Below are 13,782 nucleotides of genomic sequence, written 5' to 3'. Positions count from 1 at the left end.
GGTATGGAGTCGATCTGCGCCGGACTGAATGTGCTCGAACTGGGCTCGGGCAGTGTCGCCGCGTCGATCGCCGGTGTGGTGCTCGCCGATGCGGGCGCCAGGGTCATCAAGATCGAGCCGCCGGACGGCGATCGGCTCCGCACTCACAACCCCAGTGGGTTTCTGGTCTGGAATCGAGGCAAGGAGAGCCTGGTCGCCGACCTGCGTACGGCCGAAGGCCAGCAGGTCGTTCGCGACTTGGCCGTGCACGCCGACGTGGTCATCGAGGGTTTCGCGCCCGGCACGACATCGGGGTGGGGGATCGGCGCCGATGACCTCCGCGCCGCAAACCCGTCGCTGATTCACTGCGCGATAACGGGATTCGGTACGACAGGGCCGTACTCGCGACTGAAGGCGTACGACTCGCTGATTGCCGCGAAGGCGGGGGTGTGGGCGCGTGGCGCGTTCGGGCATCGCGACGGTCCGATCATGTTCCCTGTGCCCTGGGCGAGTTTTGGCGCCGGTATGCAGTCGGCCGCAGGCATTCTGGGTGCGTTGCTTGTTCGCGAGACGACCGGTCGGGGCCAGGCGCTGCAGTCAACCTTGTTCGCCGGTCTGGATCCGATCGACTACTTCGTTGCCACAGTGGTGCAGGTCATGGCCAAACGCGGCGAGAAGCCGAGCGGCGACGCCCGTGCAGCGACGTCGGCAAGCCGATTCGGTGTGCTGCTCGTGACCCGCGACGGCCGGTTCATCCAGACGTCTACAATGCTTCCGCACCAAGGCAAGGCGCTGTGCGAGGTGGCCGGTATCGGCCATGTGCTCGATGATCCGCGGTTCAAAGGTCTACCCACGTTCGCCAATGCCGACGACGCCCAGGAATGGGAAACCCTGATGCAGGAGGCATTTCGGACGCAGGATCTCGATCATTGGCTACCGCTCCTGGAGGCCAGTCCCGATGTCGCCTTCGAGGTTGCGGTCACCAGCGAAGAAGGCCTGAACCATCCGCAGGTCGTGCACAACGCCGATGTGGTGACCGTCGACGATCCCGTGTGGGGGCCGATCCGTCAGGTCGGCCCCGTGGGCCACTTCGAAAAGACGCCGATCGGACCGTCGCGATCCGCGCCGGCTCTTGGCGAGAATGCAGGACCACTTGCGGTTCAACAGTTTCCTCACGGCGGGGGAGATGCCCCGGAACACCCGTTCGCCGGCGTCACTGTGGTGGAGTTTGGCTGCTTCTACGCGATGCCGTACGGGACCGCGATGCTCGCGGCGCTCGGAGCGCGAGTGATCAAGATTGAGGACGGCAAGGGCGATCCGCACCGTAATTCGTTCGGACCGGAGGTGGCCACCAACAAGACAACGGCCGCGAAGCAGAGCCTTTCGGTGGACCTGCGCACCCCGGAGGGTCGTGTGATCGCACAGCAGGTGGTCGCCAATGCCGATGTGTTCGTCGACGGTTTCCGGTCCGGTGTGGCCGAGAAGCTGGGTCTGGGTTACCAGGAACTCTCCGAACTCAACCCCCGGCTGCTCTACGTTCATGCTGCCGGCTACGGATCCGACGGCCCCTATGCCCATCGCGCCCTGTACGCGCAGGCAGCCCAGACCGTTGCGGGGAGCTTCGGTAGACAGGTCGGTTACTGGATGGATCCCGCTCAGAGTGACGGGTTCTCGGTGATGGAGTTGCAGGCGGTGGTGTTGCCCCGGCTGAGCATGCTCGTCGATGGCGACAGCAATGCCGCGCTCGCGCTGGTGGCTGCGCTGTCGCTAGGGCTCTACCACCAGCGCCGGACAGGCACCGGCCAATTCCTGCGGACGTCGATGATCGGCGGCAACGCGTGGGCCTATTCCGACGACTTCTGCACGTACGAAGGCAAGCCACCGATTCCATTGTGCGACAGTGAGTATTACGGCACCAGTGCGCTCGACCGGGTATATCCCGCTGCAGGCGACGGGTGGGTATGCCTAGCTGTGCGTTCGGACGCCGAGTTCATCGCGCTACTCGAAACACTGGGGTTGTCCGACCTAGCCGCCGACGATGATGAGCTGGCGGCGCTGCTGGCAGCGAAGTTCCTCGAACGACCGGCGGCAGAATGGGAATCGGAGCTGACTGCTGCACGAGTCGGATGTGTCGAAGCCAACGTGCTCGGTCAGCCGATCTTCACTGTGTTCGATCCCGTCCTTCAGGAAACGGGCCTGACTGTGGCGGTCGACCATCCGATATTCGGGGAAATGGTTCGCGCTGCACCGCCGGTGTCGTTCTCCGAAACGCCTGGCCGGGTTGCGCCGCCCTGTTTGCGCGGTGAACACAATCGACTGATTCTCACCGAGCTGGGCTATAGCGACGGCGACATCACTAAGCTCGAAGAGCTCAACGTCGTCATCCCGCCGGCGTGAGAGCCCCGCGATGATCCCTCGGCAACCACGCGACGCCGGCGAGGCATGTGACGTGCTGGCAATCCACCACCTGGCCGCCGCGTACGCCGACGCAGTGTCGCGTGGTGATGTCGCCGAAGCATGTCAGACATACGTGGTAAACGGCGAACTGCACTCGCCGACAACAGAACCAGCGATCGGACGAGATGCGGTCATCAAGACCATCACGGCGACGACAGCCGGACTGGAGTTCGTCTTCCAGACCGTTCATCAAGGGCTGGTGCAGGTCGGCGGTGACACAGCGCGGGCCCGCTTCCCGATAACCGAATGGGCGAGGCGCGCATCCGATGGTCGGCCCATCCAGTTCCTGGGTGTCTACGAGGACGAGTGCCTGCGGACGCCGGAAGGGTGGCGCTTCGCGCGCCGCATGCTGGTGCCCAGGACGATGGGCCGTCCTGAGGGCCTGAGCGGCAGAGTCGTGCCGCTCGAGGCGTTAACGATGTGGAGCTGAGGACCTCGACACTGTAGTTATGCATTAGGTGTCACGCATGTGGCTGCGTAACTACAGTCTCGTTGAGGGTTTCAGTAGCCGGACAGGATCAGATCTGCGGCCCGCCAAGCCATCGCCATGACGGGACCATTCAGATTGCCTGACACCATCCTCGGCATGACCGAACAGTCCATGACCCGCAGCTTGTCCACACCGCGGACCCGCAACGTCGGGTCCACCACGTCGTCGTCGGCTGGTCCCATCGCGCACGTTCCGACAGCGTGATATCCGCAATACCCCTCGTTCAACCCGGCATCGATGATGTCATCGTCGCTAGTGACGTCGGGTCCAGGCACGAGTTCACGAACGAGATACTGCGAGATGGGTTCTTGAGCGAACAACTCGCGCATTGCCCTGAACAAGGCGACGCCGGTATCTCGATCATGTTGAGTGGTAAAGAAATTAGGTTCGATGTCAAGGGGCGCTGCCGGATCGGCCGATGTGATTGCGAGGTAGCCTTCGCTGTCGGGCCGCAATACGTATCCGATCGCCTGTATGCCTGGCTCCCGCTCCAGACCGAGTTCCTTGCCCGCTTCGTACGGTGCGGCAGAAAATGGTGCCATCAGGATCTGGGCGTTTGGGCGAGTTTGATCGCGCGAGGTCTTGAAGAAGCCGATCACATCGTAGGCCCCTGTCGCCATCGGGCCCTTATGTGTCATCAAGTATTTGCCGCTGGTGATCGCCTGTTGCACAGGGGTGCTCAGGTAGCGATTCATGCCGATGTTGCGATTGAGTCGGAATTGGATCGCGAAGCAGTGGTGCTCGCGCATGCGGCAGCCGACGTTAGGGCTGTCCACGATCGTATCTATACCCAGACCGCGAAGAAGTGATCGCTCACCAATTCCCGAGAGCTGCAACAGCTTCGGAGTCGCCAGGCTGCCTAGAGAAAGAATGGTCTCTCGTCGGGCGGTGAAGGTGACGCGGCTGTTCTTGGGCGTCGTCGCTTCTACCCCGACGGCTTTGTCGCCTTCGAACAACACGCGGTTCACCGTGGTATTGACAGCGATCGTCAGGTTGGGTCGCCCCCGAATGGGCCGGAGGAACGCCCACGCGGCGCTCACTCGCCGACCGTCTTTGATGGTCCTTGCCGCCGGGCCTATTCGCTCGCCGTCGTCGCTGTTTGCGTCGTCGGTGACCGACCAGCCAAGTTTGGACCCCGACTGTAGGAGATCCCCGCAGGGCTCCATCAACTCGGTGCCAATGGAGATGTCGAGTGGCCCACCGGCACCGCGCATCTCGTTCGCGCCGAGTTGGTGGTTCTCGATTTTTCGGAATATCGGCAGGATCTTGTCCCATCCCCACCCCGGATTACCGAGCTCGACAAGCGCGTCGTAATCCGCTGCGCTGCCTCGGTTGTAGACCATTCCGTTAATGGAACTGGACCCACCGAGCATGCGGCCCCGTGCCCATTGCTCCACACGCCCGGAGGATCCGATCGGCCTCACGGGATACTGCCAGGCCAGCTTGGGATTGGACAGCATCTTTCCGAACCCCTTTGGTACCCGGACTAAAGGACTGCGTCCACTGCCTCCGGCCTCGATCAGCAGCACACGATTGCGTGGATCCTTCGAAAGTCGATTGGCTAATACGCATCCCGCCGAACCTGCGCCGACGACGATGTAGTCGAAATCTGACATGGCGGTTAGACCCGTTCCTCTTGTGATTCGGACGCGGCCTCCAGAGCTGCCCGCTCGGAAGCGGTCCACGGGCGGGTGCCTGAGCCGGCTTCGCGCAGTACTACCTGGACGGTTCGCACCGTCGCGCACGGGCCCTTGGCGGTGATCATGACGTTGACAGTGGTGAGGGACGAAGTGCCGACGTCGTCGACGACCGACGACACCTCCACGACATCCGTTTCATGGACTGGTGCGTGATAGTCAACGGCGTTGTGTACCACCACGACCGAACTCCACGCTTCAGGCAGGACCGCGCGAAGATAACGGGCCCGCGCCTCCTCGGCGTACACCAGGAACACGCTGTTGGTCACGTGTCCCAACGGGTCCAGATCCGTCCACCGCGGCTCGATCCGCAATACCGCGCCGACCGCTGAGCCGTTGCCGCCATTCGCGTTGTGTGTGTTCACCGTCGGCCGGTCAAGCCTTCGTTGGGCTGGCGACGGTCTTGATGCGCAGGTAATCACGGAATCCTGCGAGGCCGTGCTCGCTACCTACGCCGCTGATGCCCCAGCCGCTGAACGGTGCGTCGGGCGACAGGTAGAACGAGTTGTTGATATTCACGGTGCCAGCCCTCAACCGATTCGCCACCCGCCACGCGCGCTCCTCGTCGCGGGATTGGACGTACGCCGACAACCCGTAGCGGGTGTTGTTTGCGACACGGACGGCCTCATTGTCGTCGCCGTCGTAGCGGATGACGCTGAGGACCGGGCCGAAGACCTCTGACTGTGCGATTTCGGCGTTCTCGTCTACGTCGGCGAGAACGGTTGGCTCATACCAGAAGCCCTTGTCACGGTCAGCTCGTTTGCCGCCGCAGAGAACTCGGGCGCCGGCGTCTTGTGCGCGGTCCACCAGTCCGACGATGCGTTCCAACTGCTCGGCGCGGATGATCGGTCCGACCACATTGGTCGGATCGGTGGGATCCCCCCACGGTAGGTAGCTCACCATCGACTCGAGCCGCTGGAGCACCGCGTCGTAGATGTCGGCGTGCACGATCATGCGGGTCGGCAGCGCGCAGCCCTGGCCACTGCTCGACATGCACATCCCGACCCCGAGCGCGGACGCCATGTCCAGGTCGGCATCCGGGAGTAGCACGTTCGCCGATTTTCCACCGAGTTCGAGCACGACGTGGCGGATTCCATTTGCGGCGCGCTCCATTATGCGCTGGCCCACGCCCGGTGAACCGGTGAAGTGGAACATGTCAACTCGCGGATCACCGGTGAGTGCGTCGCCGGCGATCGCCTTGTCCTGCGAGCTGATCATGTTCACGACACCCGCCGGGATGTCGGTCGATTCGCTGATTACCTGCGCCATCTTGGCCGCCGTCAGCGGAGTGTCCGGAGCGCTCTTCAGCACCACGGTATTACCCGTCGCCATCGCGTGGCTGACCTTCCAGATCGCGGTCATGAAGGGGGCATTCCACGGGGTGACCGCACCGACCACGCCGTACGGCTCGTACCGAATCCGCCGATCGCTCTGCATCCCCAGGAGCTCGTAGGGCCCCAGATCTTCCTCCCACATGAATGACGTCGTCAGGTCGTTCCAGAAGTCCATTCCGTCGATCATCCTGTCGACGTGTGTGACGATGACCGAGCTGGCGACACCCGCCTCTGCGGTGACGAGTTTCTGGAATTCCTCGACATCGTTGCGCAGCGCCGCCTGAAGCTGCTCGAGGCAGTGCCGCCGGAACTTGTGGTCGGTGCCCCACGTCGTCTCGTCGGCAGCTCGGCGGGCGGCCGTCACCGCGTCGTAAACGTCCTCAGCGCCGGCGTCGGCGGCGCTGGCGACCGCCGTCTCGTCGGCGGGGTTGATGACGTCATACCGTCGACCGGATCGTGCTTCCCGGAAAGCGCCGTCGATGAAGAGCCGGCCCTCGTATTCGATCCGCGTCATGGGTGACCTTCCTTAACTGGGAGCTTCCTTTACACTGTAACGTGACGCCCCGACACAGCACAACAGTCGGCCGCCGCGGCGCAGGGAAATCGGAAGTTGGGTGACATGGGTGACGGGACATCGGCCGAACCTCTGGGCCGGATCCACAGCGATGGACCGGACGATGGCTTGCGCGCGGTGCGGTCATCCACCGGCGTCGTACTCTGCGGCTCCTGCCAACGCCTCTCCCGATGTCGTCTTGGTCTGCATCGCGAAACGCTCCAGTCGGACGGCCTCGTCGTCATCAGTGAGGTCGAATGCCCACGCGACAACGAGGGCGGACCCAACGTCGCACATGGCGGATGGACCGCAGGGATTCTCGACGAGATGGTCGGCCATGCACTGCTTCTGCGTGGCGAGTTCGTCGTGACCGGCACCCTGAAGGTGAAATTCGTCAAACCCGCGCCCGTCGAGCGGCCATTGATCGGCCGCGCCCGTGAAGTGGGTCGCGGGGGCCGGCGGGTGTACGTCGAGGCCGACATTGTGTTGGCGGGCACCGACTTCCTCGTCGCCTCCGCCGAAGCGACGATGGTGCGCCGCCCTGCGGATCACTTCGCCCGCCACGAGGAATGGTTGAAGAGCGTGAACGGGGAAGCCCGATGACGTCACTGCTGGCCGGCCGGGTCGCATTCGTGACTGGCGCCGCGCGCGGGCAGGGCCGTAGTCACGCCATTCGGCTGGCGCGCGAGGGTGCGTCGATCATCGCGATCGACATCGGTGGCCCGGCCGCCACGGCCAATACGTATCCGGCAGCCACCGCCGCCGAGTTGGACGAGACGGCGCGGCTCGTCGAGGCTGAGGGAGCGCGCATCCTGGCCAACATCGCCGATGTTCGGGACGAAGACGCACTGCAGTACGTGCTGTCCGAAGGGGTCGCCGAGTTCGGCGGCCGGCTGGACGTCGTGGTGGCCAACGCAGGCATCTGCAACTGGGGACGGTTCTGGGAGATGCCCGACGATCAATGGCAAACGCTGATCGACATCAACTTGACCGGCGTCTGGCGGACCATGAAAGCCGCTGTGCCGCACATGCTGTCGGCAGGCAATGGCGGATCGATCATCAATATCAGCTCGGTCGCGGGCATCAAGTCGCTGCCCGGTCAGGCGCACTACAGCGCGGCCAAACATGGCGTGGTCGGCCTGACGAAGAGCGCGGCGCTCGAACTCGGGGAGTACGGGATCCGGGTCAACTCCATACATCCTTGGGGTGTCTTGACGCCGATGGCCGAGGATCCGATGACGGCCACCATGCTCACCGAGCACCCGTCCTACGTCATGTCCTTCGGCAGCGCATTGCCCGCAGTGCCTCTCGCCGAGCCCGACGACATCTCCGACGCGGTTGTGTGGCTGGCCTCCGACCTGTCGCGCACCGTCACCGGGACACAACTGACACTGGACATGGGTGCCACCAAGGTCTGACTTTCTCTGGTTACTGTGTAGCAATGAGCGCGAAGGCGGCCGATGTGGTTGCCGCCACGCTGCGCAGGCGGATCATTCTCGGCGAACTCCAGGAGGGCGACACACTGCCGCCGGAAGGCGAGCTGCTCGTTGACCTGGGCGTGTCGAAACCCACGCTGCGTCAGGCGATCAGGATCCTGGAGTCCGAGTCGTTGGTATCGGTGCGCCGGGGGCCCAGGGGCGGTATCCACGTCAGCGTGCCCCGCATCGAGACGGCCGCCGGTTACGCCGCCACGGTGCTCGAATACCGGCGGACGACGACCGCCGACCTGTTCGAGGCTGCGGCAGCCCTGGAGGGGCCCTGCGTGGCGATGCTGGCCAGGTCGCACACCGCTGATCAGATCCGACAGCTCCGGGCGGCGGTCGCGAATGAGGCGGCGGCCGTCGATGATTCCCAACGACTCGTACTGCTGGAGAGCGACTTTCACCGGCTGCTGATCGAATGCGCGGGCAATGCCACACTCCGAGTGCTCTGCGAGATGGTGCGGGTGGTCATCGACGCCGCGACAAGGCGGTATATGTCCGTCACGCGACCGGCTGTGCACGGACCGGCGGTTGCGGCGGGCGCCCGCACCCACCGACGCGTCGTCGACCTCATCGAGCGCGGCGACGCCGACGGTGCGGAGGCACTCTGGCGAAAGCACATCCGGGCGACAGCCGCTCAGGTCCGCGGCAGCGGGGACGCGGAGATGGTGCTCGACGTCCTCGGCTGATCTAACGCGGTATATCGTCTACCGATATGGCGAGTCGCTCGTCCGTGGTGACGGTCCCCAAGGCCAGCGCGCTCATCGCCGCCGACCTGCGCCAGCAAGTCGTCACAGGCGTATTGGCCCCGGGCCGGATGCTGCCAAGCGAGACCACCTTGATGACGGAGTTCGGCGTGTCGCGGCCGACGCTGCGCGAGGCGTTCCGGATCCTCGAGGCCGAGTCGATCATCACCATCGTCCGCGGACCCCGCGGTGGGGCGAGGGTGCTGGAACCCGATGGATCGATGGCGGCCAGATACACCGGAACGCTGCTGCAGTACCAGGGCACACCGCTGAGCGACGTGTACCGCGCCAGGACCGAACTCGAGGTCTCTGCGGTGGGACTGATCGCGGGTGCCCGTGCCAAGGCGCGGGTCCGTGCGCTCGAGGATATCGTTCGTCAGGGCGACAGAATCGTCGACGACGAACGGGCGTTCGCCGACTACAGCCTGCGCTTTCACGTCGGCGTCGTGGAGGGCGGGGGCAGCACCACGCTCGCGATGTTGGGCCGCATGTTGTTCGACATTCTCGACACCCACAATGCGCAATTCATCGCGTCCCATCCACCGGGGTTCGAGCGGGCCGCGAACAAGAGGGCCCAAGCCGCGTACCGGAAACTCGTCAAGTTGTTGCGGAACGGCGAAGGCGCCGCTGCCCAACGGCATTGGCGGCGTCATCTCGAGGCTGTCGAGAGATTCATGGTGGGCAAATCGGACGCCACGCTCGTCGAGGTACTGAGCTAGCGCCTGCGGTCCCCGGCGGCGGGCACGGTCTCGCCCCACGCCATCCATACATCGGGAATTCGAGTGTCGTCGACGCGGTGCATGCGACCCTCCTGCTGCGGGTTGGGCATCTTGCCCAGGCCCTGCATTCGGCCCTGCGGGTCGGGTTCACACACCCAGTCGACGCCGTCGATCGTGTAGTCGATGCCGTCGTGCCAATAGCCGTCGTCGGCGCGGGTGACCACCGCGTCCATCGTGTGGGCCGAGGTGATGTTGCCGCTGCTGTCCGCGAAGACGCCGACGTGAAAGTCCCTCTGGCCGAACAGGAAATGGCCGACCTCGCATTGTCCGTCACCGAACAGATTCGCCCAGGAGTACCAGGTCAGGTACTCCGCGTCGTGCAGCGGATCCTTGGATACGTAGAGCTGACCCCCCGGCGGCATCCACGCCTCCTCCCAGAACAGGAATCCGCGGGCCTGCTTGCCCAGCAGTAGCCCGTCCACCAGCCAGGTGTGGCTGATGTACAGCAGCGAGGACTCCGGTCCGGGCAGATACCACTGCAGCGGCGGTACGACCATGCGGCCTGCCACATCGATGACGTCGGCCTCGAAGTAGGAGAACTCGCCGTCGGACAGCACCATCTCCATCGTTCGTCCCGGTGCATCGGGACGGGACGCGAAGCGCACGGCGTTGTCGTTGTGGGGGTGCCGCTCGATGTCGGTGCTGTCAGCGGCGCCGCGCGGTTCGCGCCGCAGCTGGAGCTGACCCTTCTCGGTACCTGTGGAAACGATGATGAGCTTGGAGGGCAGCGAGAGGCCCGTGCCCTGGGCTGCCCCCGGCGGTGCGATGCGCCGCATCACCGAATACAGTTCGCCGTCCTCGTCGCGGAGCGTTCCCCACATGTAACCGGCCTCGCGCTGCAAGCCGAGCATCGGCTCATCCGACAACAGTTCGACCGCCTCGAATCGGCGTCCCGAAGCCAGCGCACCGCAGTTGAAGCTGCCGGTGGGCGGTAGTTGGGCCGCGTTCGAAAACGCTGGTCCCCCTTGCGTTGTCACCACTGCGTTTCTCCTGTTCGGGTCGGTCAAATCGCACCGCCATCGCGGAGCGCGGCTATCTCGTCGGGTGTCTTGCCGAGCAACTGGGTGAGGATCTCGTCGGTGTGTGCACCGAGCAGCGGGGGTGCCGTGTAGGTGGCCGTCGGGTTGATCGGGTTCGCGATGAGGTCGACCGAACCGGCAGTGGGGTGCTCGACGGCAACCCGCATACCCCGGTGTCGTATCTGCGGATTGTCGAACACCGCGTCCATCGAATTCACAGGGCTGACCGGGACATCGGCGGCTTCGAGTGCGGCGATCCAGTGTGCGGCCGACCGCTGGGCGAAGATCGACTGGAGCGTCTCCAGGACGAGGTCGCGGTTCGCGATGCGGGCGGACACGGTGGCGAACCGGGGGTCGTCGGCGAGTTCCGGCCGCCCGAGTGCCGCGGCCAACGCCGACCACTGCCCCGCGGTGCTGGCGACGACGAAGATGTCTGCGTCCGCGCAGCGAAAGGCCTGCGACGGGATTCCGCCGAATCCGCCGTTGCCTCTCCGCGGTGCAGGCTGACCCGAGACGAGGTAGTTCTGCGCATAGTGTGACAGCGCCGCGACCCCGCAGTCGAGCAGCGACAGGTCGATGAATTGCCCGATCCCCGAGATCATGTCGCGTTCGCGCAGCGCGGCCAGGATGGCGGATGAGGCGTACAGGCCCGCCAGGATGTCCACCATCGAGACGCCGACCTTCATCGGTCCAGCACCCGGCTGGCCGTCGGGAACGCCCGACACGCTCATCAGGCCGCTCATCGCCTGGAACACGCCGTCGTAACCTGCGCGCGCGGCGTACGGACCGTCCTGACCGAAGCCGGTGACCGAGCAATACACCAGCCGAGGATTCAGCGCATGCAGCGCCTGAAAGCCCAGCCCGTACTTGTCGAGTACGCCCGCGCGGTAATTCTCCACCAGGATGTCGGACTCCGCGGCGAGTCCTCGTACGAGATCGGCTCCGGCAGGTGACGAATGATCGATCGTGATCGATCGCTTGTTGCGGTTCGCGCTCAGGTAGAAACCTGACTCGCTACCACCGGGCTCGTCGAGGAACGGCGGTCCGTACTGGCGTGCGTCGTCGCCGACTCGCGGCCGCTCCACTTTGATGACGTCGGCACCTAGGTCGCCGAGGAGTTGAGTTGCGAACGGCGCAGCCAGAATTCGACTGAGATCCAGGACGCGCACCCCCTCCAATGGCCGCGTCACGTGGCCGGCTTCGGTTCACGCGGCATGCCCAGCACCCGCTCGCTGATGATGTTCTTCTGAATCTCGCTGGTGCCGGCGTAGATGGTCTCGGCACGCGCCCTGATGAACGCGCGACGAATACCCTCCGACGCGGCATCGGGTCCGTCGTCCCACGCTGTGCCCAGGAGCGCATCCGGTCCGAGGACATCCATGGCCAGCTCGGTGAAGGACTGATGCCAGTGCGACCAGTAGTACTTGCCGATCGACGCCTCCGGTCCGAATTCGCCATCGACCAGCACACGGGCAAGCGAGCGCATGTTGTTGTGGCCCATGATCTCCAGGCCGATGTAGGTGTCGATCAGGCGATCCCGCAGCATCACGTCGTGCACCGCGCCGCGACGGATGGCGAGTTCGCGGAGCTGGGTCATCTCGCGGACGAACGAGAACTGGTAATTGAGGACCGAGGTGGCCCGCTCATGTCCCAATGTCGTCATCGCCGCGGCCCATCCGGCGCCCTCGGCCCCGATCAGGTTGTCGGCCGACGTGCGGGCCTCGTCGAAGTACACGCTGTTGAACCCACTGTCACCGAGCATCGTGCGAATCGGTCGCACCTGCACACCAGGCTGGTCCAGCGGAATCAGCAGATACGACAGCCCTGCGTGGCGCACCGAGCCCGGCTCGGTGCGGACGATCGCGAAGATCCAGTCGGCGTGATGCGCGAACGTCGTCCAGATCTTCTCGCCGGACACCACCCACTCGTCACCATCGCGGCGCGCGCGGCACGCGACGTTCGCCAGGTCCGAACCCGCACCTGGCTCCGAATATCCCTGACACCACACCACTTCGGCACGGGCCATAGGAGGCAGGAGCCGTTCCTTCTGCTCAGTCGTGCCGTGCGACAGGACCGCAGGAGCCATCAGGGTCTCACCGTGAAACGCCGCGCGCGGGGGTGAGCCTGCCCGTGCGTACTCCATCGCGAACACGATCTCCTGGGTGAGCGTCGCCTCGCGGCCGCCGTGATCCCGGGGCCAGCTCATGCCGAGCCAGCCGCCCGCGGCCAGTTCGGCCTCCCACGCCCGCCGTAGCGCCCAGTTGTCGTCGTCGTCCGGACCGCCGCGATGGGCCTGACCGGCGAACTCACCGGTCAGGTGTTCGTCCAACCAGGTTCGAACCTCATCGCGGAACTCCGCGTCGGCCGTCGACAGCGGAATCTCGGAGATGCCGTCCAGTCGCCGCGTCACGTCTGTATCGTACAATGAGTTAACGATATAGATCGAGGGGTCCGGGTGAACGAGCTCGAATGGTCAGTGCGCGACGGGGTGGGCACGATCGTCCTCAGTCGGCCGGAGAGCCGGAACGCGTTCACGTTCGCGATGATTCGTGAGTGGGCGCGGCTGCTTCGCTCGGCCAAGAACGACGACGACGTTCGGGTGCTCGTGCTGACCGGCGCAGGGGAGAAGGCGTTCTGCTCGGGGGTCGATCTGTCATCGATCTCGAATGCCAACCCGAACCTGACGCCCCTGCAGCGCAAAGCCCAACTGCACGACGACATACACCGGGTCGCGCTGGCGCTAGAGGATCTCGACAAGCCGATCATCGCGTCCATCAACGGGGTCGCGGTGGGCGCTGGGCTCGACATGGCGCTCATGTGCGACATGCGAATCATGTCGACGTCGGCGCGGGTGTCCGAGGGTTACGTGAAGGTCGGACTGACACCAGGCGACGGCGGTGCCTACTACCTGCCCCGCATCGTGGGCACGTCGAAGGCGCTGGAACTACTGCTCACCGGCGACTTCATCGACGCCGAGGAGGCGTTGCGGATCGGGCTCGTCAACCGCATCGCGGCGCCCGAGGCACTCGCGGAGGAAACCACCCGATTGGCCAGGCAAATCGCCGACCACGCGCCAATCACCGTACGGATGATAAAGCGGGCCACCTACCAGTCGGCCAACACTGATCTACGCACCGCGCTCGATCTGATCTCGTCGCATTTCGCGGTCGTCGCGGCCACCGAGGACGCCGCGGAGGCACTGCAGGCGATGAAGGACAAGCGAACCCCCCAGTACAAGGGACGGTAG

The 13,782-nt window shown here is 64.8% G+C and carries 13 protein-coding genes; 7 read left to right on the top strand and 6 right to left on the bottom strand.

From position 1 onward, the window contains the following. Positions 1–3: 3 nt before the first annotated feature. Both G6N42_RS15295 and G6N42_RS15290 read left to right on the top strand, forming a co-directional pair. Positions 4–2,376 carry a CaiB/BaiF CoA transferase family protein gene (locus G6N42_RS15295; protein WP_163730345.1) on the top strand — a complete coding sequence of 791 codons (2,373 nt, stop codon included), beginning with the start codon at positions 4–6 and terminating at the stop codon, positions 2,374–2,376. A 10-nt stretch (positions 2,377–2,386) separates the two neighbouring features. After that, the gene (locus tag G6N42_RS15290) at positions 2,387–2,866 is read left to right on the top strand and encodes a nuclear transport factor 2 family protein (protein ID WP_163730344.1); all 480 of its coding nucleotides are present in this window, start codon (positions 2,387–2,389) and stop codon (positions 2,864–2,866) included. Between the two features lie 71 nt (positions 2,867–2,937). Here G6N42_RS15290 and G6N42_RS15285 read toward each other — a convergent pair whose 3' ends face one another. Genes G6N42_RS15285 through G6N42_RS15275 form a run of 3 tightly spaced genes read right to left on the bottom strand, consistent with a single transcriptional unit; the run spans position 2,938 to position 6,471 of the window. Further along, positions 2,938–4,542 carry a GMC family oxidoreductase gene (locus tag G6N42_RS15285; protein WP_163730343.1) on the bottom strand — a complete coding sequence of 535 codons (1,605 nt, stop codon included), beginning with the start codon at positions 4,540–4,542 and terminating at the stop codon, positions 2,938–2,940. A 5-nt stretch (positions 4,543–4,547) separates the two neighbouring features. After that, on the bottom strand, positions 4,548–4,988 hold the full coding sequence (locus G6N42_RS15280; protein WP_174262088.1) for an acyl-CoA thioesterase: 441 nt from the start codon (positions 4,986–4,988) through the stop codon (positions 4,548–4,550). Positions 4,989–4,998: 10 nt separating this feature from the next. After that, on the bottom strand, positions 4,999–6,471 hold the full coding sequence (locus G6N42_RS15275; RefSeq protein WP_163730342.1) for an aldehyde dehydrogenase family protein: 1,473 nt from the start codon (positions 6,469–6,471) through the stop codon (positions 4,999–5,001). Between the two features lie 105 nt (positions 6,472–6,576). Here G6N42_RS15275 and G6N42_RS15270 point away from each other — a divergent pair, with 105 nt between their 5' ends. Genes G6N42_RS15270 through G6N42_RS15255 form a run of 4 tightly spaced genes read left to right on the top strand, consistent with a single transcriptional unit; the run spans position 6,577 to position 9,456 of the window. After that, positions 6,577–7,113, top strand: a complete 537-nt coding sequence (locus G6N42_RS15270) for a PaaI family thioesterase (RefSeq protein ID WP_163730341.1) — start codon at positions 6,577–6,579, stop codon at positions 7,111–7,113. Beyond that, positions 7,110–7,928 carry a mycofactocin-coupled SDR family oxidoreductase gene (locus G6N42_RS15265; RefSeq protein WP_163730340.1) on the top strand — a complete coding sequence of 273 codons (819 nt, stop codon included), beginning with the start codon at positions 7,110–7,112 and terminating at the stop codon, positions 7,926–7,928. Before G6N42_RS15270 ends, G6N42_RS15265 begins: the two co-directional genes overlap by 4 nt. A 23-nt stretch (positions 7,929–7,951) precedes the next feature. After that, positions 7,952–8,680 (top strand): FadR/GntR family transcriptional regulator, encoded by a 729-nt coding sequence (locus tag G6N42_RS15260; RefSeq protein WP_163730339.1) that lies wholly within the window; start codon positions 7,952–7,954, stop codon positions 8,678–8,680. Positions 8,681–8,706: 26 nt separating this feature from the next. Next, positions 8,707–9,456: a FadR/GntR family transcriptional regulator gene (locus G6N42_RS15255; RefSeq protein ID WP_174262087.1), complete on the top strand. Its 750-nt coding sequence runs from the start codon at positions 8,707–8,709 to the stop codon at positions 9,454–9,456. Here the strand turns inward: G6N42_RS15255 and G6N42_RS15250 are convergent. The 3 genes from G6N42_RS15250 to G6N42_RS15240 are packed head-to-tail and all read right to left on the bottom strand — an operon-like array spanning position 9,453 to position 12,945. After that, positions 9,453–10,493: a hypothetical protein gene (locus G6N42_RS15250; protein ID WP_232076148.1), complete on the bottom strand. Its 1,041-nt coding sequence runs from the start codon at positions 10,491–10,493 to the stop codon at positions 9,453–9,455. The genes G6N42_RS15255 and G6N42_RS15250 overlap by 4 nt on opposite strands. A 26-nt stretch (positions 10,494–10,519) precedes the next feature. Then, positions 10,520–11,725, bottom strand: a complete 1,206-nt coding sequence (locus G6N42_RS15245; RefSeq protein WP_163730337.1) for a CaiB/BaiF CoA transferase family protein — start codon at positions 11,723–11,725, stop codon at positions 10,520–10,522. Continuing rightward, positions 11,722–12,945 carry an acyl-CoA dehydrogenase family protein gene (locus G6N42_RS15240; protein ID WP_163730336.1) on the bottom strand — a complete coding sequence of 408 codons (1,224 nt, stop codon included), beginning with the start codon at positions 12,943–12,945 and terminating at the stop codon, positions 11,722–11,724. The genes G6N42_RS15245 and G6N42_RS15240 overlap by 4 nt, the downstream gene beginning before the upstream one ends. Before the next feature lie 45 nt (positions 12,946–12,990). On the opposite strand from G6N42_RS15240, the gene G6N42_RS15235 reads away from it, so the two are divergent. Beyond that, a complete protein-coding gene (locus G6N42_RS15235) occupies positions 12,991–13,782 on the top strand; it encodes an enoyl-CoA hydratase/isomerase family protein (protein ID WP_174262086.1) in 792 nt (263 codons plus the stop codon).

It is taken from the genome of Mycobacterium gallinarum, assembly GCF_010726765.1.
Lineage (GTDB): Bacteria > Actinomycetota > Actinomycetes > Mycobacteriales > Mycobacteriaceae > Mycobacterium > Mycobacterium gallinarum.
This window is presented reverse-complemented; position numbering and strand designations above follow the sequence as displayed.

Excerpts from the sequence above, each read along its gene's own strand:
- G6N42_RS15295 (WP_163730345.1), top strand. The coding sequence starts at position 4 with ATGGAGTCGATCTGCGCCGGACTGAATGTGCTCGAACTGGGCTCGGGC.
- G6N42_RS15290 (WP_163730344.1), top strand. The coding sequence starts at position 2,387 with ATGATCCCTCGGCAACCACGCGACGCCGGCGAGGCATGTGACGTGCTG.
- G6N42_RS15285 (WP_163730343.1), bottom strand. The coding sequence starts at position 4,542 with ATGTCAGATTTCGACTACATCGTCGTCGGCGCAGGTTCGGCGGGATGC.
- G6N42_RS15275 (WP_163730342.1), bottom strand. The coding sequence starts at position 6,471 with ATGACGCGGATCGAATACGAGGGCCGGCTCTTCATCGACGGCGCTTTC.
- G6N42_RS15270 (WP_163730341.1), top strand. The coding sequence starts at position 6,577 with ATGGGTGACGGGACATCGGCCGAACCTCTGGGCCGGATCCACAGCGAT.
- G6N42_RS15265 (WP_163730340.1), top strand. The coding sequence starts at position 7,110 with ATGACGTCACTGCTGGCCGGCCGGGTCGCATTCGTGACTGGCGCCGCG.
- G6N42_RS15260 (WP_163730339.1), top strand. The coding sequence starts at position 7,952 with ATGAGCGCGAAGGCGGCCGATGTGGTTGCCGCCACGCTGCGCAGGCGG.
- G6N42_RS15255 (WP_174262087.1), top strand. The coding sequence starts at position 8,707 with ATGGCGAGTCGCTCGTCCGTGGTGACGGTCCCCAAGGCCAGCGCGCTC.